Below are 26,532 nucleotides of genomic sequence, written 5' to 3'. Positions count from 1 at the left end.
GTCGGACGATGCGTCGTGACCCAAATCTTATGTCAGACAGAACATCTGCCGCCAACAAGGTTGGTTGTCCTGCGCTATTGTCGGGGTATGACGGGTGCCAGCGACCGGCCGGACCGGCCCGATCCCCTCGACGACGATCTGGGCTGGATGCTGGGAATCGTCTTCCGCGGCTACGTCCGGGCAGCCGAGCACGCCCTCACCGATTTCCCCGGCGGCCCGCGGGGCTATCAGGTGCTCACCGCGGCGGCCACCGGGCCGGCCCGCAACCAGGGGGCGATCGCCGAGGAGCTGGGCATCGACCGGACGGTGCTCACGTACCTGATCGACGACCTCGAACGCCCGGGGTTCGTCGCCCGGCGGGCGGACCCGGCCGACCGGCGCAGCCGGCTGGTGGACGTCACCGACGCCGGGCGGGCGGCCTGGGAGCAGCGGCGCGAGGCGCTGCGGCAGGTCGAGGCGCACCTGTTGGGGTCGCTCACGCCGACCGAGTCGGCGACCCTGCGCGCACTGCTGCAACGGGTCGCCTGCTCGACCCAGGCGATCGACCCGCTGCGCGATCTCTGCCAGGCGGTGGCCGAGGTGCGGCCCGAGCCCGCTGCGCCGACGCCGAGCCGGCCGGGCGCAGCGTCCGAGCGTGGTCGCCCGCGCGCCGCCCGATCGCGCGGCCTCAGCGACGGCTGACCGGACAGTCGACCAGCGAGCGGGCCCGCCGGCCCCCCGACCATCGTGCGTCGAGGAGTGCCGGCTGGCCCACCGTGTGGCGGCAGCGTCGCTGCGGCGACGGGTCAGCGCACGTGCACGAACACCGGGTTCGAGTAGAACCAGAGGTCGTCCCACGGGCTCTCCAGCCCGTCGGCGAGCGGCTCGGCCTCGTCGGTGCTGGTGCCGCGCACCCGCGCGTAGGTGTCGGCCTCGACGTTGCGCAGGGTGTGCCGGATGACGTAGTCCGCACCCTGGCGACGCCAGTCCCGCGGGCCGAACCGGGCCACCACCGTGGTGGTGGGGTTGGTGTCGGCGTCCGGGTTGGCGCTCGGCCCGGTGATCTGGCCGACGATCAGGTCCACCCGACGGACCTCGGGACGGTCGCCGTTGCCGTTCACACCGTCCAGCGGACGGAAGGTGATCTCGATCTCGACGTCGGTGCGGCTGCGGCGACTGACCGTGATGGTCTCGCCGACCTCGGCCGTCTGCCCCTGGGACCTGGCGGTCACGTCGAGGCTGCGGATCAGGTCGCCGGTGGTCACCCAGATCCGGCCGTTGCGCAGGCCGTCCATGATGTCGGCGTAGTCCTGGCGGGCGTACACGTAGGTCTTGCTGTACTCGCCCGGCCAGAAGTCCGAGCCGCCGCGCGTCCAGTGCACGTGCGAGTCCGACGTCGCGGTGATCCACCAGCGCCGGCCCTCACCGAGCAGCGAGTCCCAGAGCCCACCGACCCGCGCGGTCATCTGGTCGAAGCCACCGTAGGTGGGGTGGTTGCCGTACCCGCCGCGCTTGCCACCGTTGAGCGGACCGGCCTGGTGGCCGGGCGCGCCCTCGAAGCCGATGTAGACGTCGGGCGCGGCGTTGTTGCCGTTGCGGAACTCCCGCGGCGTGTCCTGACCGTAGACACCGAGGCCGGGCGCCGACCGGGAGGCGTGGTGGGCGATCACCAGCGGCTTGTGCGGCATGCCCCGGGCAACCTTGAGGAACTCCACCATCTTGGCCTCGGTGTCGCGGGCCGGGTCGGTGGGGAACGCGTCGTACTTAGCGAACCGGCTCTCCAGCTCGAAGAGCTGCTTCGCCTCGTCGTCGTGGCGCGGGATCATCAGCGTGTGGTGGTCCAGCGAGGGCGCGTCGAACTCCATGCCCCAGAACTGGAGCACCTCGGGGACCAGCTTGCGCGAGCGCAGCAGGTCGGGGTACGCCTGCTCGATGTTCACCTTCGAGTGTGTGGGTCCACCGTGGTCGGTGCACATCGCCCAGGTCAGACCGAAGTTCTTGGCCATGATCGCGTTGGTGACGATCGGGTAGACCGCGTCCGCGCCCTTGTGGAAGACGATCGGGCTCTTCGTGGTGTCGAACTCGCCGCTGTACTCGGAGTGCACGTGGTGGTCACCAGCGCGCCAGGACCGGTTCTTGGCGTTGCCCCGGTCGCTCGTGTCGTCGCCGGGTCGACGCTCCTCGTCGGCCCACGCTGCGCCGGCGCCGACCAGCGGGCTGGCGGCGGCCAGCGTCGCGCCGACGCCGGCGTACTTGACCAGCTTGCGCCGCGACAACTGCGCGTGCTCGATCTCTTCGGCTTGCTTGTCTCGCACGTGAGAGCCTCTCCTCGATCAAGCGAATGCTCTTTCGATCAAGAAGCCTCAAAGAGGTTGGTGAACGCCCGCCGTACGACGGGCGGGTGCACGATGAACACCCTCGCCGAGCCCGTTGAAGGGCGCGCGAGGCGCGGCGGTGGGTCACGCGCCGACAGCGGGGCGTGCGCGTCGTCGTCAGATCCGGGCGCGTGGCAGCCAGCCCAGGAAGCGGAGTCGTACTCGGGGCAGGGGCTGCGTCGGCAGATCCTGGGCGGCGGCCACGAGGCACGACCCGAGGTAGACGGCGAGCGCGGCACGCGCCCCGCCGAACTCGGCGAGCAACTGACTCTGCTTGGTGGCGCAGGGCCATTCGCGGCCACATCCGGTGCAGGTCCAGCTCGGCGGGCTGGGCAGGTGCTCGGGCAGCGTGGTCCGCCGGTACCGGCCCACGACACTGTTGTCCGCACGCACGTCGCGTCGCCGGGGCTCGGGGCCCCCGTTGCGGTGCGCGGGTGGCCGCGGGGCGGGCAGATAGCGCCGGACGGTGCCGAGGAGCGCCCCGACGCGGACCAGGGCGTCCGGCCCCACCTGGTGGGCCAGCAACGCCGTGAGCAGGTAATGCCCCAACAGGTCGAAGGAGTCACGATTGAGCCGCAGGTCGCGGCACCTGTCGACGAACTCGGGCGTGGTCAGCGGCACCCGGTCGTCGAGCGCACGGCGCAGCACCGTGCGCAGCGCGACGCCGAGGCTCGCCAGCGCGTCACCCTCGCCCAGGCCCAGGCTGTCCTCGTCGGCCACCCGCGCCAGCGCCTCGGCCACCGCCAGCCGAACGACGCGGTCCGGATCGGTACTGTCCAACGCCCCACCTCCGCCTGCTGGCCGGATCTCCGGCAGTGGTCCGGACGCCGTGACGTCCGGAGATCATGAACAACATTTCGCTGCGGCCGCCGGAGCGACTAGGACAGCGGGCGCAGGATCGCCGCGCGCGATAGCCGAAAAGCGAAGTCGACTCGCCAAAACCTCGGATCACCGGCAGTACATTGTCGACTGCCGTATGGTGGAAATCCCATCAATGGATATCTGATTTGTTGGGAATCCTTAAAGCTCGGTCCACCTCGACAGCGCTAGACCGGTCGCCACCCGTCCCTCCTTCGACACCCGATGTCCACTGGGATCCTCCTCTGGTCGCCCGATCGCCGGCGGCCCCGAGGAGGCCGCCGCCACCGCCGAACCGCCGGTCAGCAACGTGCCGATCATCGGCCCGTGCGCCCAGACACGTCCTGACCACACCGTCGGCCCTGGTCCCCACCCGGCGGTTTCCTCCCGGACGGAGACAGCGGATGACGTCACCAGTGCAGACCCGAGGATTCGACAGCCGCGACCCGGCGGTTATCTACCGCTTCCTGGCCAGCACTTACACCCCGGACCTGCGGATCCGCCCCGGCGAGGCCGGATACCACCTCGTCCACCAGCGCGTCGACACCGGGCCGTTCGCCCTCGCCAAGACCCGGCAGACCGCTCATCTCGACATCCAGGTGGGCGACATGGACGGGCTGGTCGTCTGCCGCACCCGTACCGCGATGGTCAGCCGCGCCTGCGCGGGTTCAGCCCACCGGTTCGGCCCCGGCGACGCCTTCCTCGTCACCCGCCCCGGTCAGCCGGTCCACGTGCGATGGGACCCCGGCGAGGTGGAACTCTGCGTCCTGGACCTCGGTGTGTTGACGCAGGTCGCGACCGCCGCCACGGCCCGAAGACCCGGCCAGATCCGGTTCACCGACCTCGGCGGAGTCAACGCGTCGCTCGCCCGGCTGTGGCACCGAACCACCGGTTACGTCAGCGACGTCGTGGCGAGCATCCCGAGCGCCAGCGCCCAGCCGTTGGTGATCGGCAACGCCGCACGGATGCTCGCCGCGACGGCGCTCGCGATCTTCCCCAACACGGCGTTCACCGACGAGACCACCGAGGACCGCCGCGACGCCAGCACCGCCACCCTGCGCCGCGCCGTCGCCTTCATGGAGGAGAACGCCGACCGGGACATCAGCGCCGCCGACATCGCCAGCGCCGCCGCCGTCTCACAACGCGCGGTGCAACTCGCCTTCCGCCGCCACCTCGGCACCACCCCGATGGCGTACCTGCGCAGGATCCGGCTCGACCGGGCCCACCACGACCTGGTCCGGGCCGACCCGGGACAGGAGACCGTGTCGGCCATCGCGAGTCGCTGGGGGTTTCCCAACCACAGCAGGTTCACCGCCCGGTACCACGCCAGCTACGGCGTGCCGCCCCGCGAGACGCTCCGCGCCTGACACGGGGCCCCCGGGTGCGCGCCAGGTGACGCTGCCCGCACCCGCGACATCGAGCTACCTCGCCGAGATCACCACGATCCGCCCCCAGGACGCCAACCAGACCGGCGCCTGTTCACCGCAGAGCCCGGGCGAGGCGACGGACGGCCTCGTCCATCATCTCGGGCGCCGCGGCGGCGTAGGTGAGGCGCAGGTGCGGCGCCGAGGGCTCGGCGGCGTACCAGGGACGACCGGGAAAGACGATGACGCCCTCGGCGGCAGCGGCGGCGGCCAGCGCCACGTCGTCGGTGCCGTCGGGCAGGCGGACCCAGAGGTGCAGGCCACCGCGCGGGATCGGCTGCGGGCACAGGCTGGGAAGGTGCCGCCGCAGCGCGGCCACCAACGCCGCACGCCGGGTCCGCAGCGCCGTGGCCAGAGCCCGTCGGTGCCGCGGCCACGCCGGGGAGGTGAGGAACTCCAGCGCCGCCTGTTGCAGAGGGCCGGCGACGTAGAAGTCGTCGAGCAGCCGGGCCGCGCGCAGCCGGGCGCCGGCTGGGCCGCGTGCGCCGATCGCCGCGACGCGCAGCCCGGGCGCTGTCGACTTGGTCAACGAGCGCAGGTAGATGACGTGCCCGTCGGGGTCGTCGGCGGCCAGCGGCGGTGGGGCCGGACCGTCGATGGTGAGGTCGCGGGCGTAGTCGTCCTCGATCAGGAACGCCCCGGCGTCGCGTACCGCGTCGGCGACCTGCGCCCGGCGGTGACCCGCCAGTGTCGCGCCGTGCGGGTTGGCGTGCAGCGGCTGGCAGTAGAAGAGCCGCGCGCCGGTGCGGGCGAACGCGGCGGCGAGGTGGTCGGGACGGACCCCGTCGGCGTCCGCCGGCACGGGCACCACCCGGAGTCCGGCGGCCCGGGCCACGGCCAGCGCGCCCAGGTAGGTCGGGGACTCGACGAGCAGGGCGTCGCCGGGGGCGGCGAGCGCCCGCAGTGCCGAGGACAGCGCGGCCTGCCCACCGGGGCAGATCACCATGTCCTCGGCCCGCAGCCCGGGCCCGGCCTCGCGGGCGAACCAGGCGCGGAGGTCCTCGCGCCCCTCGACCGGTCCGCGCTGCCAGGTCGCGGGCTGGCGGGCGGCGCGGGCGAGAGCGGCGCCCAACGCGGCGGCGGGTTGCAGGTCCGAGTCCAGATAGCCGCCGGACAACGGAATCGCGCCCGCGCGCGGTAGCGCCAGCAGCGCCTGCATCTCGCCCTCACCGGACGGGCGGGGACCGAGCGCGACGGTCTGCCAGGACAGGTCGGGTACGCGTCGCTCGTCCGGCGGGGCGGCCACGAAGGTGCCCCTGCCGGGCCGCGCCTCGATCAGCCCTTCGGCCACCAACCGCCGGATCGCCTCGGCGACGGTGACCGGGGAGGCCTGGTGTCGGGCGGTCAGCTCCCGGACGGAGGGCAGGCGGGCGCCGGGGCCGACGGCAGCCGCCAGTCCGCGTAGATCTTGGATAACGCGATCCGCTGCGTTACCGTTTTCCATGAAGGACAAGAGTAGCGCTACTCCTGCCGGTACGGTAACAGCGGGTCGCGCCGGCGGCCTCGCCCTCGGCGCGCTGGGTGTGCTCGGGTTCAGCCTGTCGCTGCCCGCGACCCGCGTCGCCGTCCAGCAGCACCTCGACCCCTGGTTCGTCGCGTTCGGCCGGGCGGTCGGCGCGGGGCTGCTGGCCTGGGCGTACCTGCGTCTCACCCGCGCACCCCGGCCCTCGGCCGGTCAGTGGCGGCGGCTGGCGATCGTCGCCCTCGGCGTCGTCGTGGGCTTTCCGTTGTTCACCTCGCTGGCGCTTCTCACCCAGACCTCCGCGCACGGCGCGGTTGTCATCGCCGCACTACCCGCGATGACGGCCGTGTTCGCGGTGCTGCGTGCCGGTGAACGCCCGCCACCGCTGTTCTGGGTCGCCAGCACCGGCGGCCTGCTGGCGGTGCTCGCCTTCCTCGGCGCCGGTGGCGCGGTACCCGGCACGCTCACCCTGCCCGACCTGTTCCTGCTCACCGCGGTCGTGCTCTGCGGCCTGGGCTACGCCGAGGGCGGCGCGCTCGCCCGCGAGCTGGGCGGCGCGCGGACGATCTGCTGGGCGTTGCTGCTCGCGCTGCCCGTCACCGTGCCCGTCACCGTCGTCGCCGCCGTGGCCGACCGGCCGCACGCCGACCCCCTCGGCTGGTCGGCGTTCGGCTACCTCACCGTCGTCTCGATGTTCCTGGGCTTCTTCGCCTGGTACGCGGGCCTGGCCCGGGGCGGCATCGCGCAGGTCGGTCAGGTCCAGCTCGCACAGCCGGTGCTCACCCTGGGGTGGTCGGCACTGCTGCTCGGCGAGACCGTCACCCGCACCTCGGTCGCGGCGGCGGTGGTGGTGCTGGTGTGCGTCGTGTTGATCCAACGCACCCGGCGGTCGGCGCTCGCCCAGCGACCGGCGCGGCCGGGCCCGGCCTAGTCCTGCTCGCGCTCGCGGGCGGTCTGCACCTCGGACACCGAGGCCTCCAGCAGGTCCGCGAGGCCGCGCAACTGATCGGCGACCCGGGCGCCGAGAGGGGTCAGTGAGTATTCGACGCGCGGCGGGATCGCGGTGAGCACCTCGCGGGTGAGCATGCCGTCGCGTTCGAGAGTCTGCAGGGTCTGGGAGAGCATCCGCTCGCTCACCCCGTCGATGCGCCGCCGCAGCGCGTTGAACCGGTAACCGCCCTCACCGAGCGCCAGCAGAGCGAGCGAGGCCCATTTCGAGGTGACGCTCTCGAAGGCGGCACGGGAGGTGCAGCCGCGCGCGAAGACATCACTGACGAGTTCCTGGGTAGGCCCCGCCGGGTCCCGGGCCGGCACGTCGCTCATGTCACCAGCTTACCCGACGCTTACCCGAGAGCTTGTGCTGTAGATTAGTAAGTGCTTACGTTTCGTCACTGCCAATCGGAGGTCCCCATGCCCACGTATGCCGTCACCGGTGCCACCGGCCGGCTGGGTCGCCTGGTGATCGAGCACCTGCTCGGCGCCGGCGTGCCCGCCACCGAGATCGCCGCGATCGTCCGCAGCCCGGAGAAGGCCGCCGACCTGGCCGCGCGCGGGGTCGAGATCCGCCGGGCCGACTACGACGACCCGACGACGCTGCCCGGCGCCGTGGCCGGCGTACGCCGCCTGCTGCTCATCTCCGGCGACACTCCCGGGCAGCGGACCGCCCAGCACACGGCGGTCATCGAGGCCGCCACGCTCGCCGGGGTCGGGCGCGTGGTCTACACCAGCATCCTGAAGGCCGACACGACCACGAACCCGCTCGCACCGGAGCACAAGGCCACCGAGGAGGTCCTGGCCGCGTCGGGCCTGCCGTACACGCTGCTGCGCAACGGCTGGTACACCGAGAACTACACCGATCAACTGCCGCAGTACCTGCAGAGCGGCACCATCCTCGGCGCCACCGGCGGCAGCAAGGTCTCCGCCGCGCCCCGGACCGACTACGCGGCCGCCGCGGCGGCGGCGCTGACCCGGGACGAGGAGGGCAACGCCGTCTACGAGCTGGGCGGCGCCGCGTTCACCTTCGACGAGCTGGCCGACGCCGTCACGGAGGTGACCGGCACCACTGTCGTCCACCGGGATCTGTCGGCCGCCGAGCTGGCCTCGGCGCTGGAGAACGTCGGGCTCGACGCCGGCACCGCCGGGTTCGTCGCCGCCCTCGACCACTCGATCGCCATCGGCGAGCTGGCCACCGACAGCGACGACCTCAGCCGGTTGATCGGCCGGCCGAGCACCCCGCTGCGCGACGCCATCCGGGCCGCGCGGGCCTGACCGGCCGCGGTCTCGTCACGGTTCGCCGATCGGGCGGGTGACCGGGTGTACGCCTCCGTCGCCCGCCCGCCGGACCACCGCTGGGCTTCGCCCTCGGCTCCGCCTCGGCCTCAATCCGCCGCGAGCCTCTACTCCGCCTCGTCCTCCGGCTCGGTGAGGTCGGCCAGCAGGTCGGCGGCGTCCCGGTTGCCGCCGTCGGCGAGCCGCCGAAGCTCCCCGACGTCGGCCCTCTCGGCGGCCAGTTCGACAAGCTGGTCGACCGCGTCCCGGTCGCCCCCGTCGGCGAGGCGACGCAGCTCGTCCATGTCGCCGAGTTCGCTGGCCAGTTCCACCAGCTGGGCCGCCGCGTCGGCGCTGCCGCTCTCGGCGAGCTGGCGCAGCTCCCCCAGGTCCTCCCGCTCGCCGGCCAGTTCGACGAGCTGGTCGACCGCGTCCCGGTCGCCGTTCGCGGCGCGTTCCCGCAGACCGGCAAGGTCAGACTCCGACATGCGCACCCCCCACCACGAAACCTAGACCAGTCGGGACCACGCGGGCCGGTGGAACGCCCCGACAGCCCCGTCAGCCCGCCTCCGGCGACGCGGCGAGCTACCGGTAGCGCGATCCGGCGCCGGCGACCGCGCGCATCGACACCGCGACGAGCCCTCCGGCGTCGACCAGGGCGATGGCGGCCTCGACGATGGCGTCCCGGCTGTGCGTCGTGACTAGGCTGGTGACTATGCCCCCGCACCGCCAGACCGACGATGCGAGGTGGGCCCACGACGCCGCCTCGGCGCACACCGACGGGTCGGCCGCTTGATGAGCGGACCGCCCGCGCCCGCGCAGCGAGACGCACCGTCCACACCCCAGCGCGGCCGGCCCGCGCTGGCCGACGCCTGCGCACGGCTCGCCCGGTCCCGCCCCTTCGAGATCGGCATCGTCGTCGTCATCCTCGCCAACGGGATCGTCCTCGGACTGGAGACGTACGACGGTCTGGTCCCCGCGACCCGGGCGCTGCACGGGCTGGAGGTGCTCTTCCGCGCCGTCTTCGTCGTCGAGATCGGCATTCGGCTGGCGGCCTACGGCCGACGTCCGCAGGACTTCTTCCGGCACGGCTGGAACGTCTTCGACTTCGTCGTGATCGCGGCCATCTTCGTTCCGGGCCTGCACGGCGACTCGGCGCTGCTGCGCGTGGTGCGGGTCGCCCGGATGGTCCGGCTGGTGCGGTTCTCGCCGGGCCTGCGGACCATCGTGTCCGCGCTGTGGCGCAGCCTGCCCGGCGTCGCCGGGTTCCTCGCCCTGGCCGTGGTGACGCTCTACGTCTACGGGATGGCCGGCTGGCTGATCTTCGGCGACAGGTACCCGGACGAGTACGGCGACATCGGCCGGTCGCTGCTGACGTTGTTCGTGCTGCTCTCGCTGGAGACACTGCCGGACCTCATCGAGCAGGGCCTGGCCATCTCGCCGTGGACGCTGCTCTACTACGTCAGCTACGTGGTGATCACCGTCAACCTGCTGCTCAACATTCTCATCGCGGTCATCGTCAACTCGATGGAGGAGGCCCGCCGCCTGGAGATGACCGAGCGGTTGGCCCCCGGCTACGACGAGGACGGCGACGGCGTACCCGACGAGGTGGACCGCATCGCGCTCACCCAGCGGCTGGACGACCTGCGGGCGGTCATCGCCGAGTTGGAGCGGGAGTTGCGGATCGACCGGGAGGACGCCCACGGACGACCCCACCGCGTGGACACCCCCTCCCGACGGTGAGACCACGATCTCGATCATGACGGCCGGATCGGCTAGTCTCGATGGCGGTCCCGCCGGTCCGAACGAAGGGGCACCGCGCATGACGGCCAGTGTCGACAGTTTCCCGTCCCGCACCGACGTCCTGACCACACTCGACACCGTGATCGGCGAGGTGATCCGCCCGCAGGCGGAGGCCGTCGACCGGGACGGCGCCTTCCCTCGCGAGGGCGTCGACGCCCTCGCCGCGGCGGGCCTGCTCGGCCTGGCCTCCTCCCCGGAGGTCGGTGGCGGCGGCCAGGGCATGCGCGCGGTCGCCGACGTCATCGAACGGCTGGCCGCCGAGTGTGGGTCCACGGCGATGGTGGTGCTGATGCACTACGCGGCGACCGCCGTCATCGAGGCGCACGGGCCGCACGAGGTTCGCGCGGCCATCGCCGCCGGCCGTCACCTGACCACGTTGGCGTTCTCCGAGTTCGGTTCCCGCAGCCACTTCTGGTCGCCGACCGGGTCGGCGACGGCGTCCGGTGACGGCGCGGTGCGACTCGACGCCCGCAAGAGTTGGGTCACCTCGGCGGGCGAGGCCGACAGCTACGTCTGGTCGAGCCTCGCGCTGGCGTCGGGGGCCGGGCCGATGACGCTGTGGCTCGTTCCGGCCGACAGCGCCGGGCTCCGCGTCGCCGGTGACTTCGACGGGCTGGGCCTGCGCGGCAACGGTTCCCGGCCGATGACCGCCGAGGGCGTGGTGGTCCCCGCCGACGCGATGCTGGGCACCGACGGCACCGGCCTCGACACCGCGCTCGGCGCCGTACTCCCCTGGTTCCTGGTGCTCAACTCGGCGTTCTGTCTCGGCCTCGCCGACAGCGCCGTCGCCGAGGCGGGCCGGCACCTCACCGGCACCACGCTCACGCACACCGGCGCGGCGCTTCGCGACGCTCCCGTCGCCCGACGCGACTTCGCCCAGTTGACGATCCGCACCGACGCCCTGCGCGCCTTCCTCGGTGACACCCTCACCGCGTTGGAGACCGGCCGGGACGACGCGACGCTGCGCGTGTTGCAGGTCAAGGCCCTCGCCGGCGAGACGGTCGCGGACGTCACCGACGGGGCGATGCGGCTCTGCGGTGGCAGCGCCTTTCGCAAGGAGTTGGGCCTGGAGCGCCGGTTCCGCGACTCGCGAGCCGCCCGGGTGATGGCACCGACCACTGACGCTCTGCACGACTTCGTGGGCCGCGTCGCCACCGGCCTGCCGCTGCTCGACGAGGCCAACCGCTGATGCCGGCGCCGTCGGTCCTGATGGGGGCGGTCGCGTACGACCCCAAGGTCGTCACCATCTGGGAGGGCTTTCGCGGCTGGCTGCGCGGTCACGGCCTGGATTTCGACTTCGTCCTCTACTCGCACTACGAGCGACAGGTCGATGACCTCGTCGCCGGCCGCATCGACGCCGCGTGGAACTCCCCGCTCGCGTGGCTGCGGGCCGACCGTTTGGCCACGGCCGGCGGCGGCTCCGTGCACGCACTCACGATGCGCGACACCGACCGGGACCTCACCTCGGTCGTGGTGGTGCGCGCCGACTCGCCGGTACACCGGGTCGAGGATCTCGCCGGAAGGGTGGTGGCCACCGGCGCGGTGGACAGTCCGCAGGCCACGCTGATCCCGCTCGGCCACCTCGCCGCGGCCGGTGTCCGGGTCGACGTGCGCCGGTTCGACGTCGGTGTCGGGCTGCACGGTGACCACGTCGGAGGCGAACGTGACGCCGCGCGCGCGCTGGCGGCCGGGGAGGTCGACGCCGCCTGCATGATCGACGCCAACCACCTGATGTTCGTGCAGGAGGGCACGCTGCCACCCGAGGGCACCCGGATCGTCGCGCAGACCGGGCGGTACGACCACTGCAACATGACGGTGCGCGAGCCGGCGTCCGACGGGGTCCGGCTCTTCGGCACCCTGCTGCGCGGCATGTCGTACGCCGATCCGCAGGTGCGCCCGCTGCTCGACCTGGAGGGCCTGACGGCCTGGCAGGACGGCCGTACGACCGGGTACGACGCCCTCGCCGAGGCGGTCGACGCGAGCGGGTTCTACGCCCCCGACGGGCGGGTGACCGCCGCGGACTATCGGCCGTGACCGCCGACGTCGAGATCGATCTCGGCGGCCTCGGCTTCGGCCGTGGCGCGCACCTGTTGGTGCAGCGCGCCCTGGCCGGGTTGCCGCCCGGCGGCCGGGTGGCGGTCTCCGGCACCGACGCGGCGTTGGGCGTGCACCTGCCGGCGTGGTGCCGAAGCCGGGGTCACCGGGTCGAATGGCCCGATCCGGCGGACCGGAGTCGCCTGGTGGCGGTCGTCGTCCGGGGCGCCGCCGACGACGACCGCTGGTTCGGCGCGGAGCGGGCCGGGCCTGCACTGCCCTCGGCGTTGAGCAGTCGTCCACCGCCACGCTGGGGGCTCGGTGCCCGTGGCGCGCTGCTGGAGGCCGGCGGCCCCGAGGCCCGCTTCGACCTGGACGACCGCGATCTGGTGTGGGCCGACATCGCCCCCACGTTGTACGCGCAGGCCGCCGCACGGCAGTGGGACCCGCAGACGGCGGTGCCGTGGGACGACACGTTCGCACTGCCGGCGGATGTCGAGGCCGCGGTGGTGCAGGTCATGACCTACCTGGTCGAGAACGAGCAGGCGGCTCTCGTCGTACCGGCCCGGTTCATCGGCCGCATCCACCCGCACTTTCGGGAGGTGATGCAGCTCCTCGCGGTGCAGGTGGCGGACGAGGCCCGGCACATGGAGGTCTTCAGCCGGCGGGCGCTGCTGCGCGGCGCGGAGTTGGGCACGTCCTCGGCGGGTGGTCGGCAGTCGCTCTTCACGCTCGTCGCCGAGTCCGATTTCGCCCTGGCGTCGTTCCTGCTCTCCGTGCTCGGCGAGGGCAGCTTCGTCGATCTGCTGGGGTTCCTGGTGCGGCACGCTCCCGATCCGGTGACCCGCCGGATCTGCTGGTTGGCGATGCAGGACGAGCGCCGGCACGTGGTGTTCGGCATGGCCCATCTGGAGCACCAGGCGACGGTCGACCCACTGCTGAGGGACCGACTCCGTGCCGCGATCCACCGTCGTCACGACGCGCTGGCCGACACCGCGGGCCTCAACGCGGACGTCTTCGACGCGCTCGTGGTGCTCGCGGCGGGCGGGTGGAACCCCGATGACGTGGCCGCCGGCTTCGACCACGTGCGTGCTCTGCAACAGGCGATGGACCAGGGCCGCCAGCGCCGCCTCGTCCGGCTCGGTTTCCGGCCGGACGAGGCGGCCGCGCTCTCCGCCCTGCACACCCGCAACTTCATGTAGACCCGGGCGCACGGCACCGGGCGTAGCGTGGAACCGCCATGGACACCGAATCCCGCGCGCTTCGTGCGGATCTCCTCCGGCGACGCGACGAGACCGCCGCGGAGGCCGCCGCGCTGGAGGGCGACCTGCGGAGCCTGTTCGAGGCGTCCCGGTCGTCGAACGCCGACGACGAACACGACCCCGAGGGCAGCACGATCGCGTTCGAACGGGCACAGCTCAGCGCCGTCCTGGACGCGACACGTCGACGCCTGGCCGAACTGGACGAGGCGGTGAGCCGTGTCGACGCCGGCAGCTACGGCGTCTGCGAACGATGCCTGCGCCCGATTCCCGCCGAGCGGCTCGCCGCCCGCCCGTCGGCGCGTACCTGCGTCGCCTGCGCCAGCCGACGGTGACGGTGACGGCGCCCGCGGGCCCGGGGGCCGGCGGACGCCGCCGCGGGGACGTCAGCTGGCGCAGCAGCCGCCGGCCTGGCCATCGGCGGGCGCGGTGTCGACGGCGACGAGGCTGAGCAGCCCGCCGGAGACGCCGGTGGCCAGCCCACGTCGGGCCGGCTCGGCGGCCGGCGTCGGGCCGCAGCAGCTGTCGCCGCTCACCGAGTCGGCGGCGTTGCTGGAGCACACGCCGGTCTCGGGCAGGTCGAGCTGGACGTCGCGGGCGGCGGCCCAGTCTCCGGCCAGGGCGGCGACGACCGAGCGGACCTGCTCATAGCCGGTGGCCATGAGGAACGTCGGCGCCCGACCGTAGGACTTCATGCCGACGGCGTGGTAGCCGACCTCCGGGTGGGTGAGCTCGTCGATGCCGTGCGGAGGCACGGTGCCGCAGGAGTGCTCGTTCGGGTCGATCAGCGGGGCGAGCGCGCGGGTCGCGCCGAGCACCGGGTCGAGGTCCAGCCGCAGCTCGGCGGTGATCGAGTGGTCCGGGCGGAACCCGGTGGCCGCGACGACGCGGTCCACGAGGACCGACTCCTCGCCGCCGTCGGCGTGCCGGACGACCACCCGGACGCGCCCGTCGGCCGGTGTGAGGGCGTGCACCCAGAAGCCGGTGAGCAGCCGGACGCGGTCCGCGTCGACGTGCCCCCGCAGCCGCGCGCCGAGAGCGCCACGTGCCGGCAGGGCGTCGGCGTCCCCGCCGCCGTACGTGCGCGCGGGCGAGGTGGTGCGGATCGCCCAGGTCACCTCGGTGCCGGGCTCGGTGGCGGCCAGGTCCGCCAGGGACAGCAGGGTGTTCGCCGCGGAGTGACCGGCGCCCACGACGAGCGTGTGACGGCCGGCGAAGCGGTCCCGGTCGGCGCCGAGCACGTCGGGCAGCGCGTGTTCGAGGTACGCGGCCACGTCGGCCTCACCCCGGGCGGGCAGGCCGGACGCGCCGAGCACGTTCGGGGTGCCCCAGGTGCCGGAGGCGTCGAGCACGGCGCGGGCCAGCAGCTCGTCACCGTCGGCGAGGCGGACCAGGAACGGCGTGGTGTCGCGGCCGGCGGTGCGTAGCCGGTCGAGGCCGAGGCGGCTGATCGCCTGGACCCGGGCGCCGTAGCGGACGTGCGGCTTGAGGTGGGGCAGCTCCGCGAGCGGCTGGAGGTACGCGCCGACCAGCTCCGCCCCGGTCGGCAGAGCCTCGGGGTCGGGTGCGATCCAACCGGCGTCGTCGAGGATCCGGCGGGCCGCCGGGTCGATGTTGTAGCGCCAGGGCGAGAAGAGCCGCACGTGTCCCCACTGGGCGACGGCGGCGCCCGGGGTGTCGCCGGCTTCCAGGACGACGAAGGGCAGGCCGCGTTCGTGCAGGTGGGCGGCGGCGGCGAGGCCGGTCGGGCCGGCGCCGATCACCACGACGGGAAGGCTGTCCAGGGCGTTCATCGGGTGGCTCCTTGTCAAATGATGGTGGGGCTGCGGCGTTCCAGCAGGACCACGTCGCGCCAGCGGTCGTGGTGGCGGCCGATCCGCTCCCGGACGCCGATGACACGGAACCCGGCCCGCCGGTGCAGGGCCAGGCTGCCGGTGTTCTCCGGGAAGACGCCGGACTGGATGGTCCAGATGCCGGCGGCCTCGGTCGAGGTGATCAGAGCGTCGAGCAACAGCCGGCCGACCCCACGCCCCTGGGCCGCCGGGTCGACGTAGACGGAGTGCTCGACCACTCCGGCGTACACCGGGCGGCTCGATGTCGGTGTGACAGCGACCCAGCCGAGGATGGCGTGGCCGCCGTCCACGGCCACGAAGCGGTGCGCGGTCAGCCGGCTGGCGTCGAACGCCGCCCAGGTCGGCGCGGTGGTCTCGAAGCTGGCGTCCCCGCCGTCGAGGCCCGCCTGGTAGATCGTCAGGACGCGGTCCGCGTCGCTGGCGGTCATCGGGCGCGTGGTCAGGTCGGCCATCGGCAAGGGCTCCCCTCCGGTCTCGGACGATGAGAGACTGTCTCGACGTCTGTCGAATCAGACAGTTGCACGCTGATTAGACGTCTGTCAAGCTAGATGAATGTCAAAACAAGCGGCCGTGGACGTGCTGTGCTGCCCGCCCCTGTCCGAACGGCGTGTGCCGGCCGAGACCGCCGCCGCGCTCGCCCCCGCGTTCAAGGCCCTCGGCGACCCGGTCCGCCTGCAGCTCATGTCGATGATCGCCTCCGCCGAGGGCGGCGAGATCTGCGTCTGCGACCTCACCCCAGCGTTCGACCTGACCGGCCCGACCATCTCGCACCACCTCAGGACGCTGCGCGAGGCCGGGCTCGTCGACGCCGACCGTCGCGGCACCTGGGTCTACTACCGCGCCCGGCCGACGGTCCTGCGCCAACTCGCCGCACTGCTCACCGTCGTCCCGACCGAGGCCGGCCCCGCTCCCGCCGCCCGGTCGGAGTGCTCGTGAGCACCGTCACCCGCCAGACCGGCCCGGCCGCGAGCGCCGTCGTCGGTCGCCTCTCTCGACTCGACAGGTTCCTGCCGGCCTGGATCGGGCTGGCCATGGTCGTCGGGCTGCTGCTCGGCCGCCTGGTCCCCGGGCTCGACGACGCGCTGGACGCGGTGGCGGTCGGCGGGATCTCGCTGCCGATCGCGATCGGTCTGCTGGTCATGATGTATCCGGTGCTGGCGAAGGTCCGCTACGACCGGCTCGACACCGTGACCGGCGACCGCCGCCTGCTGATCTCGTCGCTGGTCCTCAACTGGCTCGTCGGCCCGGCCGTGATGTTCGCCCTGGCCTGGGTGTTCCTCGCCGACCAGCCCGCGTACCGCACCGGGTTGATCATCGTCGGCCTCGCCCGCTGCATCGCCATGGTCATCATCTGGAACGACCTCGCGTGCGGCGACCGCGAGGCCGCGGCGGTCCTGGTCGCGCTCAACTCCGTCTTCCAGGTCGTCGCCTTCGGTCTGCTCGGCTGGTTCTACCTGTCGGTGCTGCCCGGGTGGCTCGGGCTGCCGGGCGCCGAGTTGCGCGTCTCGGCCTGGGAGATCGCCCGCAACGTGCTCATCTTCCTCGGCATCCCACTGCTGGCCGGTTACCTCACCCGGCGGCTCGGCGAGCGCGCCAGGGGTCGCGAGTGGTACGAATCCCGCCTGCTGCCCCGCGTCGGCCCCGCCGCCCTGTACGGCCTGCTGTTCACCATCGTGATCCTGTTCGCGCTGCAGGGCGACGCCATCATCGGCCGGCCGTTCGACGTCGCCCGCATCGCCCTGCCGCTGCTGGTGTACTTCGCGCTGATGTGGGCCGGCGCCTACGCTCTCGGCCGGGCGCTCGGACTCGGCTACGCGCGCACGACCACCCTCGCGTTCACCGCCGCCGGCAACAACTTCGAACTCGCCATCGCCGTCGCGATCGGCACCTTCGGCGTGGCCTCCGGTCAGGCGCTCGCCGGGGTCGTCGGGCCGCTGATCGAGGTGCCGGTACTTGTCGGCCTCGTCCACGTCTCGCTCTGGGCAGGCCGTCGCTTCTTCACCCCACCCGTTGACCGAGAGGCGTCACGATGAGCGACAAACCCAGCGTCCTGTTCGTCTGCGTCCACAACGCCGGCCGCTCCCAGATGGCCGCCGGCTGGCTGCGCCACCTCGCCGGCGACGCCGTCGAGGTCCGCTCGGCCGGCTCCGCCCCGGCCGAGACGATCAACCCCGCCGCCGTCCAGGCCATGCGCGAGGTCGGCATCGACATCACCGACCAGACCCCCACCCTCCTGGAGTACGCCACCGCGGAGTCCTCCGACGTCATCGTGACCATGGGCTGCGGCGACGCCTGCCCGGTCTTTCCCGGCAAGCGCTACGAGGACTGGAAGCTCGACGACCCGGCCGGCAAGGGCGTCGACGCCGTCCGCCCGATCCGCGACGACATCCGGGTCCGGGTGGAGCAGCTCGTCGCCGATCTGGCCGCCCTTGGCTGAGCACGGACGAGGCCGACACACGCCACCGCTGGCCGGCACCACGACGGGACTCACCGACGGCAACGGAGTCCACATAGATGTGATGTATCGCTTCAGCGGCACCGATGAGGCCGGCCCGAGCCGACGTCGACCGTCGGGGTGAACATCTAATCTTCATCGGGACTCGGCCGATGTTCACGGCACCACCCGGCCCCGGCCGGGGCGGTGCCGGACGACGCGACCCGCAGCGCGGCGGAGCAGGTCGACCGGCCTGCGGGAGGGTCGGCAAGCAGCGTCGGCGTTCCACGACACCCGTCGCGACCTCGCCGCGTCGGTTCGTCCATCGGGCCGGGCGGAAGGCCCGGCGGGCGAGGAACGGACGCCGTCACCGGACGCCGCCAGAGAGCATAAAACATTAGATCTATATTGCCACGGGTCGATCGATGTCGTTGACGCAGCCGATCGAGCCTCCGTATACTCCAAATGATCATCAGATCTTTAGCCTAGTCGGGCGAGGAGCGCATGCCGCAGATCACTGGCGTCACCGTCGAGGACGTCCGCTTCCCCACCTCGCTGACCGCTGACGGGTCCGACGCCATGAACAAGGACGGCGACTACTCGGCGGCCTACGTCATCCTGCATACCGACGGCCTCGACAGCGCCGGCGCACCGCTCGCCGGTCACGGCCTCACCTTCACCATCGGCCGGGGCAACGACATCGTCGTCGCGGCGGCGGTGCACCAGGCCCACCGCCTGGTCGGCATGGACGTGACGACGATGGCCGCCGACATGGGGGCCGTCTACCGCCTGCTCACCTCCGACTCCCAGCTGCGCTGGCTCGGGCCGGAGAAGGGCGTCATCCACCTGTCGTTGGCGGCCGTGCTGAACGCGGCCTGGGATCTGGCCGCGCGACTCGCGGACAAGCCGCTGTGGCGGCTGCTCACCGACATGTCCCCCGAGCAACTCGTCGACATCGCGGACCTGCGCTACCTGTCCGACGCGCTGACCCGGGACGAGGCACTGGCCATCCTGCGCGCCAAGCAGAGCACGAAGACCGACCGCCTGGCCGAGCTGGCGCGCACCGGCTACCCGGCCTACACCACGTCGGCCGGCTGGCTCGGCTACGGCGACGACAAGCTGCGCCGGCTGTGCCAGGAGGCCGTCGACTCCGGCTACGGCTACGTCAAGCTCAAGGTCGGCGCCGACCTCGACGACGACATCCGGCGGTGCCGGATCGCCCGGGAGATCCTCGGCCCGCACCGCAACCTGATGATCGACGCCAACCAGGTGTGGGACGTCGACCAGGCCATCGAGTGGGTCAAGGCCCTCGCCCAGTTCTCACCACTGTGGATCGAGGAACCGACCAGCCCGGACGACATCCTGGGCCACGCGGCCGTACGCCGTGCCGTCGCTCCGGTCGGCGTCGCCACCGGCGAGCACTGCCACAACCGGGTGATGTTCAAGCAGCTGTTCCAGGCCGAGGCCATCGACTTCTGCCAGTTGGACACCGGCCGGCTGGCCAGCATCAACGAGATCGTCGCCGTGCTGCTGCTCGCCGCGAAGTTCGACGTCCCGGTGTGCCCGCACGCCGGCGGTGTCGGGCTCTGTGAGATGGTCCAACACGTGTCGGTGCTCGACTACGTCGCGATCTCGGGGGATCTCACCGGCCGCGTGACCGAGTTCGTCGACCACCTGCACGAGCACTTCACCGACCCGTGTGTCGTCCGGGACACCGGCTGGGGCAGCGGTTACGTCCTGCCCGGCACGCCCGGCTACTCCACCCGGATGCACCCCGAGTCGATCGCGCGGTACCGGTTCCCCGACGGCCTCTACTGGGCCGCGGCAGACCCGGCTACGGTGTCATCTCCGGAGCCGTACGTGATCGCGGGTGGGACGGCCACCCCCGCCGGCCGCTAGGAGGTGTCATGTCCCGCACCGACGAAGTGGTGAACGGCATCAAGCGGATGATCCTGGAAGGGACGTTCAAGCCCGGGGATCGACTGCCCATCGAGAAGGACCTCGCCGAGTCCCTCGGCGTCTCGCGGGGATCGCTGCGCGAGGGGATGTCGGCGCTGTCGATCCTCGGCATCGTCAACATCCGTCAGGGCGACGGCACGTACGTCACCAACCTCGACGCGCCGCAGCTGCTGGCCCCGATGGGCTTCGTCGTCGACTTCCAGGGCCAGGGCGACGGGCGGCACATCCACACCGTCCGCCGCCTGCTGGAGTGCGAGGCCGCCCGGTTGGCGGCGACCAGGATCACCGACGAGGCCCTCGCCCAGGCCGGGGAGCTGCTCGACGAGGCAGCCCGGATCGCCGGTCGGTCGCCGCAGGACCACGAGCGGATCATGGAAATCGACATCGCGTTCCACCGGATCATCGCGGCACACGCCGACAACCCGGTGCTCATCGGCCTGATCGAGGCGTTCGCCGGGCGCACCCTGCGCGGGCGGCTCTGGCGGAGCCTGCACGAGGAGGGCGCGGACCGGCGTACCCACGACGAGCACGTGGCGATCCTCAAGGCCCTCCGGGCGCGCGACCCGGAGCGGGCCCGCACCCGGATGGCCAACCACCTGATCGGTGTGGAGGAGTCGCTACAGGGGTTGCCCGACGAGAGTGAGACGGGCGTCGACACGCAGGCGCAGTGATCGCCCGCCCGCTCCGCGCGCCAGCGGGACCGATGCCGGTCCCCGCGCGCGGTCACGGGCGGGCGATCGCCGTCACCGCTCGTCCCGCTCCGCGCCGGTGCTCCCGGTCATCGCCGCGACCAGGTCGTCGGTGGTGACCTCGTCGGCACGCAGCCGGGCCGCCCGTCGGCCCAGGCGCAGCACCTCCACCCGGTCGGCGATCTCGAGCACCTGCGGCATGTTGTGGCTGACCAGCACCACCGACATGCCAGCGTCACGGGCCCGGCGGACGACGTCGAGCACCCGCCCGGTCTGCACGACGCCCAGCGCCGCGGTCGGCTCGTCGAGGATGACCACGTTCGTCGCCCAAATGATCGCCCGCGCCACCGCCACGCACTGCCGCTGCCCACCGGACAGCATCGCGATCGGCGTGGTGACCCGGGGAATCCGCACACCCAGCTCGGCGAGGGCCGCGGCGGCCCCCTGCCGCATGGCGCGTTTGTCGAGCAGCCCCAGCCGGCCGAGCGGCCCGGAGCGCAGGATCTCCCGCCCCAGGTAGAGGTTGGCGGCGACGCTGAGATCGTCGGCGACCGCGAGATCCTGGTAGACGGTCTCCACCCCCGCGCGCCGGGCGTCCACCGGCGTCGCGAAGTGGACAGGACGACCACCCACCCGGATCTCACCCTCGTCGGGAGGGTGCACACCGGACAGCGTCTTGATCAGCGTGCTCTTTCCGGCGCCGTTGTCACCGATGAGGGCGACGACCTCACCCTTGTGGACGGTGAAGTCCGCGCCGCGCAGCGCCTCGACGTGGCCGAACCGCTTGACGATGCCACGGGCTTCGAGGACCGGCGGTTCGTCGGCGGCTGGCTGGTCGGTCTCGACGGTGGTCGCTGGGGCGGCGTCCATCACTGCACCGGAGGGTTGGCGCAGCTGGGCTCGAGCACCGCCTTGATCTCCGCCGAGTCGATGTTCTTCTTGGTGACGAACGTGACGCCGGTGTCGGCGGACGCCAGCGGTGCCTTGTCCCGAAGGTGCTTGACCATCTTGTCGACGCCGAAGTAACCCATCTTGAACGGGTTCTGCACGACCAGCGCCGAGATCTGGCCGCTGCGCAGCCCCGCGATCTCGTCAGGGGCGGCGTCCCAACCGATGATGACCACCTTGCCGGACTTGCCGGCCGCCTGGATGGCCTGCGCGGCGCCGAGCACGCTCGGCTCGTTGGCCGCGAAGATGCCGGCCAGGTTGGGGTTCGCGGTGAGGATGTTCTCGGTCACCCGCCGCGCCTCGTTGACGTCACTGCGGCTGGGCTGCTGCCCGACCAGCTTGAGGTTGGGGAACTGCGCGAGGCCGGCCTTGAAGCCGTCGACCCGTTCGGTGTTGGTCTGCGAGCCGGGTTGGAACTCCACAAGCGCCACGTCGTGGTTGCCGGGGCCCAGTTCGGTGGCGAGCAGCTTGGCCGCCTCGACGGCCGACGCCTTGTTGTCGGTGGCGAAGAGCGGCACGCTCGAGGGCTGCGGGCTGGTGCCCGAGTCGATCATCGCGACCGGGATGTCGGCGCCGAGCGCCTGGTCGGTGGCCGGCGCCAACGCCCGGGAGTCGGTGGCCGCGTAGACGATGCCGTCGACCTTCTTGGTGACGAAGTTCTGGATCAGGTTGACCTGACCCTCGACGTCCGTCTCGGTCGTCACCCCGTCCCACTGGACCGTGACGTCACCGGCGCGCTGCGCGGCGCACTCGGCGCCGGCCTTCACCGTGTTCCAGTAGTCGGCCCCGACGGCCTTCGGCACGACGGCGAGCTTCAGCGGCCCGGCCGCGTCCTTGGTCGCGCCGTCGCCTCCGTCGCGGACCTCGACTCCGCCGCACGCGCTGAGCAGAGCGGTCGCCGCGGCGACGGCGACGATGACCTGTGCGCGCAGAAGACGTCCTCGTGGCCGTCGGCTGGTGGTGGTGTGTGACATGGTGTGCGTCCTTCCTCTGTCGAACTCCGGGAACGGCATGTCAGCCCCGTGACTCCAGCCGCCGACGGCGGTACTGGTCGAAGTAGACGGCGGCCCAGATGATCAGGCCGACGATCACCTGCTGGTAGTGGATGCTGATGTCGAGCAGGACGGCGCCGTTGCGGACCAGGGCGATGAGGAAGGCGCCGATGATGGTCCCGACGATCCGGCCCTGCCCACCGAAGAGGCTGGCGCCCCCGATGACCGCGGCCGCGATGACGTCGAGTTCCAATGAGATGCCGTAGTTCGGCTGGCCGGAGTTGACCCGGGAGGCGGCGATCATGCCGCCCAGCCCGACCAGCACACCCGCCAGGACGTACACGTACGTCAGGTGGCGGCCCACCCCGATGCCCGAGCGGCGGGCGGCTTCCAGGTTGGACCCCACGGCGTAGGTGTACTGCCCGAAGCGGGTCTGCGAGAGCAGGAACGCGACCCCGACGGCGACCACCGCGGTGATCACCACGGCGAACGGGATACCGATGATCTCGCCGTTGCCCAGCAGCTGGAACGACCGAGGCAGACCGTAGACGCCGACCGCCCCGGTGATGATGAAGACCAGGCCCCGGCCGACCGACATCGTCCCCAGCGTCGCGATGAACGGGGGTATCCGGGCGACGGTCACGAGCAGCCCGTTGAGCAGCCCGGCCAGGGCACCGACACCGATCGCGACAGCCGTCGCCGCCAGGAGCGGGAAACCCAGGTCACGGACGACCATCGCTCCCGCCACGCCGGCGAGCGCGGCGACCGAGCCGACCGACAGGTCGATGCCCCGGGTGATGATGACCATCGTCTGCGCGGCGGCGATGATGGCGATCACCGCGGTCTGCGCGCCGATGTTGAACAGGTTGTCGGCCGTCAGGAAGTAGGGACTGGCGAAACTCAACGCGATGAACAGGACGACGAGCGCGGTGGCCGCGGTGAACTCACTGAGCGCGTGGGAGATGCGCTCTCGCAACCAGTCGTTGAGCACGCCGCCCTGGGGCTCCGCGGTCGCCTCGGCCGCACTCATCGCCGGCCCCGGCTCTCGTCCACTGTGTCCCCGGCTCGACACGCGTCCCCGCCGGTGATCGACGCATTCCTCAGCAACCGGACCTCCCCAGGACGTCACACACGGGCCACTCCCCGCAGCGCCTGCGCGATAGATCGGATGTTTCCTGCGATCAGGCGTTACCTTCCCACGGTCACGCTCATGTTGCCAAGGTCTTACAGGCATGTTGTGGCATCGTTATGCACGCTTCGTGCACCATACGTCCGACCAAAAAAGCGTTGCCGTCAAAGGGCTGCGGCGAATGCCCATCGACCCACCGTCGCATCAAGCCAGTGTTAGCGGTAACGCCAGGAACTCGCCGCGCGGACGTCGTCGCCGGAGAGGCTCGCTGCCCGGCCGCCGCTCACCTTGAGCATGTTATCGATAACATGCTATGTTCCGCCACGGAGTCGAGGGCACGTCCCTCCCGCTCGGAGTCATCGACACCTCGAAGGGCATCGGGTCCCGCGACCCGGTCGACGGTCGGTGACCTGTCCGAGCCACACCTGTCCGGCGTACGCCGTGTTTCCGCGTCCGCACCCGGTCGCTCCGTCATGACGTCCGCCCGCAGGCATCGCCGTCGGCGGACCTGTCGCACCGTCCCCGGGCCCGCCCACATCCGCTCCCGAGCGGTTCCCCACGGGCAGCGCACCGCCGGTCTGGCAGCGACCCTCGACTCCGGCCGCCACCACCTCGAAAGGCAGGACCATGGACACAATCCCCGACGAACGCGCACCGCGACCCCGATTCCGGGGCCGTCGGGTGCTGATGCCGCTCGCGGCCACCCTCGCGGCGGTCGCCGCGACGGTGGCGGTGACCTCCGCCGCCAACGCCGGTACCACTCTGGGCGCCTCGGCGGCCGAGAAGGGCCGTTACTACGGTGCGGCGGTACCCGCCTTCAAGCTGTCCGACAGCCAGTTCGCCACCATCGTGAACCGGGAGTTCAACCAGCTCACTCCCGAGAACGAGATGAAGTGGGACGCCACCGAGCCGCAGCAGGGCCGGTTCAGCTACACCGGCGGCGACCAGATCGTCGCCCACGCCCAGTCGCACGGCATGATCGTCCGCGGCCACACGCTGCTGTGGCATTCCCAGCAGCCGGGGTGGGCGCAGGGCCTGTCCGGCACCGCGCTGCGCAACGCCGCGATCAACCACGTCACCCAGGTCGCCACCCACTACCGCGGCAAGATCTACGCCTGGGACGTGGTGAACGAGGCGTTCGCCGACGGCGGCAGCGGCGGTCGACGGGACTCGAACCTGCAGCGCACCGGCAACGACTGGATCGAGGCCGCGTTCCGCGCCGCCCGCGCCGCCGACCCCGGCGCCAAGCTCTGCTACAACGACTACAACACCGACGGCATCAACGCGAAGTCCACCGGCATCTACAACATGGTGCGCGACTTCAAGTCCCGCGGCGTGCCGATCGACTGCGTCGGCTTCCAGTCCCACCTCGGCACCTCGGTGCCCAGTGACTACCAGGCCAACCTCCAGCGCTTCGCCGACCTCGGCGTCGACGTGCAGATCACCGAGCTGGACATCACCCAGGGCTCCAACCAGGCCAACGCCTACGCCCAGGTTACGCGGGCCTGCCTGGCCATTCCCCGCTGCACCGGCATCACCGTGTGGGGCGTGCGGGACAGCGACTCGTGGCGCGGCAACGACAACCCACTGCTGTTCGACCGCTCGGGCAACAAGAAGGCGGCGTACACCTCGGTCCTCAATGCCCTGAACTCCGGCGGAACCCCCACCCCGACCACCCCGCCGCCGACGACCCCGCCGCCCACCACTCCGCCGCCGACCACCCCGCCGCCCACGACCCCGCCGCCCACGACGCCGCCGCCGACCGGTGCCGGATGCTCGGCCTCGGTGTCGCTGAACTCCTGGAACGGCGGCTTCGTCGCCACCGTCAAGGTCACCGCCGGTTCGACGGCCCTGCGGGGTTGGACGGTCCGGATCACGCTGCCCTCGGGCACCGCCGTCACCAACACCTGGAGCGCACAGGCCAGCGGCTCGTCGGGCGCGGTGGACTTCCGCAACGTCGACTACAACGGCCAGGTCGGCGCGGGAGCCAGCACCGAGTTCGGCTTCCAGGGCACCGGTGCCAGCCCGTCCGGCACTCCCACCTGCACCGCGAGCTGACCCGTCCCCGCTCAGCTCACCACCCCCGGCACCCTCGGGGCGTCGCGGACGTGCCGCGCGCCCCGGGGGTGCCGTACCACCAAAGATCAGATGGACGGCGTACGGACGCCTGGCCGTCCTCCTCCCGGGCCAGCGCCAGCAGGCCGGCCAGGTGTCGTCGACGTCGCCGCGCCACCGCCCGTACGCCAAGAAGCAGGAGCAGCAGCGCGAGGTGCACCCACGGCAGGGCCCAGGTGGTGACCGCGACGGACGTCCGGCGCAGGTCGGCGCCGGCTCACACCCGAGTCCTCTGGACCACCCTGGCAACCAGGGCCTCCGCGACGTCACGGACCTTGCGGTTGGTGTCCTGGGAAATCTTCGACAGCAACGCGAACGCCTCGTCCGGCGTGCACCGCCGCTCCCCCATGATGATCCCCTTGGCCTGCTCGATCACCGCGCGACTGTGCATCGCCTCCCGCAACTGCTCCGCCAGGGTGGCCGCGCTGTCGTACAGGTGGGCGTTGGCCAGCGCCACCGCCGCGTACGCGGCGAAGTGTTCCGCGACCGCGATCGCCGGCGGATCGAAGGCGTTCACCGTGCCGCCGTAGACGTTGAGCGCCCCCACCACCGACTCCTGGATCGGCAGCCCGATCGACAACGAGCTGCCCACGCCTGCGGCACGCGCCCGCTGCGCCCACTGCGGCCAGCGCTGCTCGACTGTCATGTCCGGCACCGAAACGGTGTCGCCGCTGGCGGAGGCGTCCAGGCACGGGCCCCGATGCTGCTCGTACTGCCGCTCGTCCAGCTCGCGGGCCAGATCGCCGGTGAACGCGGCGGTCCAACCCGTGCGACCCCGGACCAGGGTGACCGAGACCTCCCGGGCGCCGGGCACGCTCCGGCTGGCCAGCGTGGCCACCCGATCCAGCATGTCGTCGAGGCTGATCTCGTCGAGTCTGATCCGGCTCAACTCGGCCAGCGCCTGCGCGGGATCCACCGTCGGCTCGGTCATCGCCGACGTCCGTGTCGGCC

The 26,532-nt window shown here is 72.0% G+C and carries 27 protein-coding genes; 15 read left to right on the top strand and 12 right to left on the bottom strand.

Translation table 11 applies throughout. The annotated features are described in order from the left end of the window. Positions 1-87 precede the first annotated feature (87 nt). Entirely contained in the window at positions 88-681 is a 594-nt protein-coding gene (locus tag ACGGAQ_RS21720) for a MarR family winged helix-turn-helix transcriptional regulator (protein ID WP_393051912.1), read from the top strand. A gap of 104 nt (positions 682-785) precedes the next feature. Here ACGGAQ_RS21720 and ACGGAQ_RS21715 read toward each other — a convergent pair whose 3' ends face one another. Beyond that, a complete protein-coding gene (locus ACGGAQ_RS21715; RefSeq protein WP_393051911.1) occupies positions 786-2,294 on the bottom strand; it encodes a phosphoesterase in 1,509 nt (502 codons plus the stop codon). A gap of 177 nt (positions 2,295-2,471) precedes the next feature. Continuing rightward, positions 2,472-3,134 carry a hypothetical protein gene (locus tag ACGGAQ_RS21710; RefSeq protein ID WP_393051909.1) on the bottom strand — a complete coding sequence of 221 codons (663 nt, stop codon included), beginning with the start codon at positions 3,132-3,134 and terminating at the stop codon, positions 2,472-2,474. Positions 3,135-3,616: 482 nt separating this feature from the next. On the opposite strand from ACGGAQ_RS21710, the gene ACGGAQ_RS21705 reads away from it, so the two are divergent. Further along, positions 3,617-4,579, top strand: coding sequence for a helix-turn-helix transcriptional regulator (locus ACGGAQ_RS21705; protein ID WP_393051907.1), 963 nt, complete (start codon positions 3,617-3,619; stop codon positions 4,577-4,579). A 112-nt stretch (positions 4,580-4,691) separates the two neighbouring features. Here the strand turns inward: ACGGAQ_RS21705 and ACGGAQ_RS21700 are convergent, their stop codons facing one another. Further along, positions 4,692-6,080, bottom strand: coding sequence for a PLP-dependent aminotransferase family protein (locus ACGGAQ_RS21700; protein WP_393051905.1), 1,389 nt, complete (start codon positions 6,078-6,080; stop codon positions 4,692-4,694). Here ACGGAQ_RS21700 and ACGGAQ_RS21695 point away from each other — a divergent pair. Next, positions 6,079-7,029 (top strand): DMT family transporter, encoded by a 951-nt coding sequence (locus ACGGAQ_RS21695; protein ID WP_393051903.1) that lies wholly within the window; start codon positions 6,079-6,081, stop codon positions 7,027-7,029. The genes ACGGAQ_RS21700 and ACGGAQ_RS21695 overlap by 2 nt on opposite strands. Here the strand turns inward: ACGGAQ_RS21695 and ACGGAQ_RS21690 are convergent. After that, positions 7,026-7,421, bottom strand: coding sequence for a winged helix-turn-helix transcriptional regulator (locus tag ACGGAQ_RS21690; RefSeq protein WP_393051901.1), 396 nt, complete (start codon positions 7,419-7,421; stop codon positions 7,026-7,028). The genes ACGGAQ_RS21695 and ACGGAQ_RS21690 overlap by 4 nt on opposite strands. Before the next feature lie 87 nt (positions 7,422-7,508). Here ACGGAQ_RS21690 and ACGGAQ_RS21685 point away from each other — a divergent pair, with 87 nt between their 5' ends. Then, on the top strand, positions 7,509-8,366 hold the full coding sequence (locus ACGGAQ_RS21685; RefSeq protein ID WP_393051899.1) for an SDR family oxidoreductase: 858 nt from the start codon (positions 7,509-7,511) through the stop codon (positions 8,364-8,366). 128 nt (positions 8,367-8,494) lie between these two features. Here the strand turns inward: ACGGAQ_RS21685 and ACGGAQ_RS21680 are convergent, their stop codons facing one another. Continuing rightward, positions 8,495-8,854, bottom strand: coding sequence for a hypothetical protein (locus ACGGAQ_RS21680; protein WP_393051898.1), 360 nt, complete (start codon positions 8,852-8,854; stop codon positions 8,495-8,497). 307 nt (positions 8,855-9,161) lie between these two features. Here ACGGAQ_RS21680 and ACGGAQ_RS21675 point away from each other — a divergent pair, with 307 nt between their 5' ends. The 5 genes from ACGGAQ_RS21675 to ACGGAQ_RS21655 all read left to right on the top strand — a co-directional run bounded on the left by ACGGAQ_RS21675 (position 9,162) and on the right by ACGGAQ_RS21655 (position 13,797). Beyond that, positions 9,162-10,109, top strand: a complete 948-nt coding sequence (locus tag ACGGAQ_RS21675) for an ion transporter (RefSeq protein ID WP_393051896.1) — start codon at positions 9,162-9,164, stop codon at positions 10,107-10,109. Between the two features lie 79 nt (positions 10,110-10,188). Then, positions 10,189-11,358 (top strand): acyl-CoA dehydrogenase family protein, encoded by a 1,170-nt coding sequence (locus tag ACGGAQ_RS21670; RefSeq protein ID WP_393051894.1) that lies wholly within the window; start codon positions 10,189-10,191, stop codon positions 11,356-11,358. Beyond that, the gene (locus ACGGAQ_RS21665; RefSeq protein ID WP_393051892.1) at positions 11,358-12,203 is read left to right on the top strand and encodes a phosphate/phosphite/phosphonate ABC transporter substrate-binding protein; all 846 of its coding nucleotides are present in this window, start codon (positions 11,358-11,360) and stop codon (positions 12,201-12,203) included. The genes ACGGAQ_RS21670 and ACGGAQ_RS21665 overlap by 1 nt, the downstream gene beginning before the upstream one ends. Continuing rightward, entirely contained in the window at positions 12,200-13,405 is a 1,206-nt protein-coding gene (locus tag ACGGAQ_RS21660; protein WP_393051890.1) for a ferritin-like domain-containing protein, read from the top strand. Before ACGGAQ_RS21665 ends, ACGGAQ_RS21660 begins: the two co-directional genes overlap by 4 nt. A gap of 38 nt (positions 13,406-13,443) precedes the next feature. After that, a complete protein-coding gene (locus ACGGAQ_RS21655) occupies positions 13,444-13,797 on the top strand; it encodes a TraR/DksA family transcriptional regulator (protein WP_393051888.1) in 354 nt (117 codons plus the stop codon). 51 nt (positions 13,798-13,848) lie between these two features. Here the strand turns inward: ACGGAQ_RS21655 and ACGGAQ_RS21650 are convergent, their stop codons facing one another. Further along, positions 13,849-15,255, bottom strand: a complete 1,407-nt coding sequence (locus ACGGAQ_RS21650; protein WP_393051886.1) for an FAD-dependent oxidoreductase — start codon at positions 15,253-15,255, stop codon at positions 13,849-13,851. A gap of 14 nt (positions 15,256-15,269) precedes the next feature. Continuing rightward, complete coding sequence (locus ACGGAQ_RS21645; RefSeq protein ID WP_393051884.1) at positions 15,270-15,767, bottom strand: GNAT family N-acetyltransferase; 498 nt, start codon at positions 15,765-15,767, stop codon at positions 15,270-15,272. 100 nt (positions 15,768-15,867) lie between these two features. On the opposite strand from ACGGAQ_RS21645, the gene ACGGAQ_RS21640 reads away from it, so the two are divergent. The 5 genes from ACGGAQ_RS21640 (at position 15,868) to ACGGAQ_RS21620 (ending at position 20,379) form a co-directional block, all read left to right on the top strand. Further along, entirely contained in the window at positions 15,868-16,251 is a 384-nt protein-coding gene (locus tag ACGGAQ_RS21640) for an ArsR/SmtB family transcription factor (protein WP_393051882.1), read from the top strand. Beyond that, a complete protein-coding gene (arsB, locus tag ACGGAQ_RS21635) occupies positions 16,248-17,348 on the top strand; it encodes an ACR3 family arsenite efflux transporter (RefSeq protein ID WP_393051880.1) in 1,101 nt (366 codons plus the stop codon). Before ACGGAQ_RS21640 ends, arsB begins: the two co-directional genes overlap by 4 nt. Then, the gene (locus ACGGAQ_RS21630) at positions 17,345-17,752 is read left to right on the top strand and encodes an arsenate reductase ArsC (RefSeq protein ID WP_393051878.1); all 408 of its coding nucleotides are present in this window, start codon (positions 17,345-17,347) and stop codon (positions 17,750-17,752) included. The genes arsB and ACGGAQ_RS21630 overlap by 4 nt, the downstream gene beginning before the upstream one ends. 501 nt (positions 17,753-18,253) lie before the next feature. Continuing rightward, a complete protein-coding gene (locus tag ACGGAQ_RS21625) occupies positions 18,254-19,648 on the top strand; it encodes an enolase C-terminal domain-like protein (RefSeq protein WP_393051876.1) in 1,395 nt (464 codons plus the stop codon). Between the two features lie 8 nt (positions 19,649-19,656). Further along, entirely contained in the window at positions 19,657-20,379 is a 723-nt protein-coding gene (locus ACGGAQ_RS21620) for a FadR/GntR family transcriptional regulator (RefSeq protein ID WP_393051874.1), read from the top strand. Between the two features lie 72 nt (positions 20,380-20,451). On the opposite strand, the gene ACGGAQ_RS21615 is transcribed toward ACGGAQ_RS21620, so the two are convergent. Genes ACGGAQ_RS21615 through ACGGAQ_RS21605 form a run of 3 tightly spaced genes read right to left on the bottom strand, consistent with a single transcriptional unit; the run spans position 20,452 to position 23,367 of the window. After that, positions 20,452-21,267: an ATP-binding cassette domain-containing protein gene (locus tag ACGGAQ_RS21615; RefSeq protein WP_393051872.1), complete on the bottom strand. Its 816-nt coding sequence runs from the start codon at positions 21,265-21,267 to the stop codon at positions 20,452-20,454. Then, positions 21,267-22,319, bottom strand: a complete 1,053-nt coding sequence (locus ACGGAQ_RS21610; RefSeq protein ID WP_354857214.1) for an ABC transporter substrate-binding protein — start codon at positions 22,317-22,319, stop codon at positions 21,267-21,269. Before ACGGAQ_RS21610 ends, ACGGAQ_RS21615 begins: the two co-directional genes overlap by 1 nt. 40 nt (positions 22,320-22,359) lie before the next feature. Next, entirely contained in the window at positions 22,360-23,367 is a 1,008-nt protein-coding gene (locus ACGGAQ_RS21605; protein ID WP_393051870.1) for an ABC transporter permease, read from the bottom strand. Between the two features lie 726 nt (positions 23,368-24,093). Here ACGGAQ_RS21605 and ACGGAQ_RS21600 point away from each other — a divergent pair. Further along, complete coding sequence (locus ACGGAQ_RS21600) at positions 24,094-25,524, top strand: endo-1,4-beta-xylanase (RefSeq protein ID WP_393051868.1); 1,431 nt, start codon at positions 24,094-24,096, stop codon at positions 25,522-25,524. Positions 25,525-25,540: 16 nt separating this feature from the next. Here the strand turns inward: ACGGAQ_RS21600 and ACGGAQ_RS21595 are convergent, their stop codons facing one another. Beyond that, positions 25,541-25,741, bottom strand: a complete 201-nt coding sequence (locus ACGGAQ_RS21595; protein WP_393051866.1) for a hypothetical protein — start codon at positions 25,739-25,741, stop codon at positions 25,541-25,543. Between the two features lie 57 nt (positions 25,742-25,798). Beyond that, positions 25,799-26,512, bottom strand: a complete 714-nt coding sequence (locus tag ACGGAQ_RS21590) for an ANTAR domain-containing protein (RefSeq protein ID WP_393051864.1) — start codon at positions 26,510-26,512, stop codon at positions 25,799-25,801. Between the last annotated feature and the right edge of the window lie 20 nt (positions 26,513-26,532).

Source organism: Micromonospora sp. NPDC047557 (genome assembly GCF_043205095.1).
Classification (GTDB): domain Bacteria; phylum Actinomycetota; class Actinomycetes; order Mycobacteriales; family Micromonosporaceae; genus Micromonospora.
The sequence above is the reverse complement of the archived record's forward strand: the minus strand, read 5'-3'. Positions and strand labels throughout refer to the sequence as shown.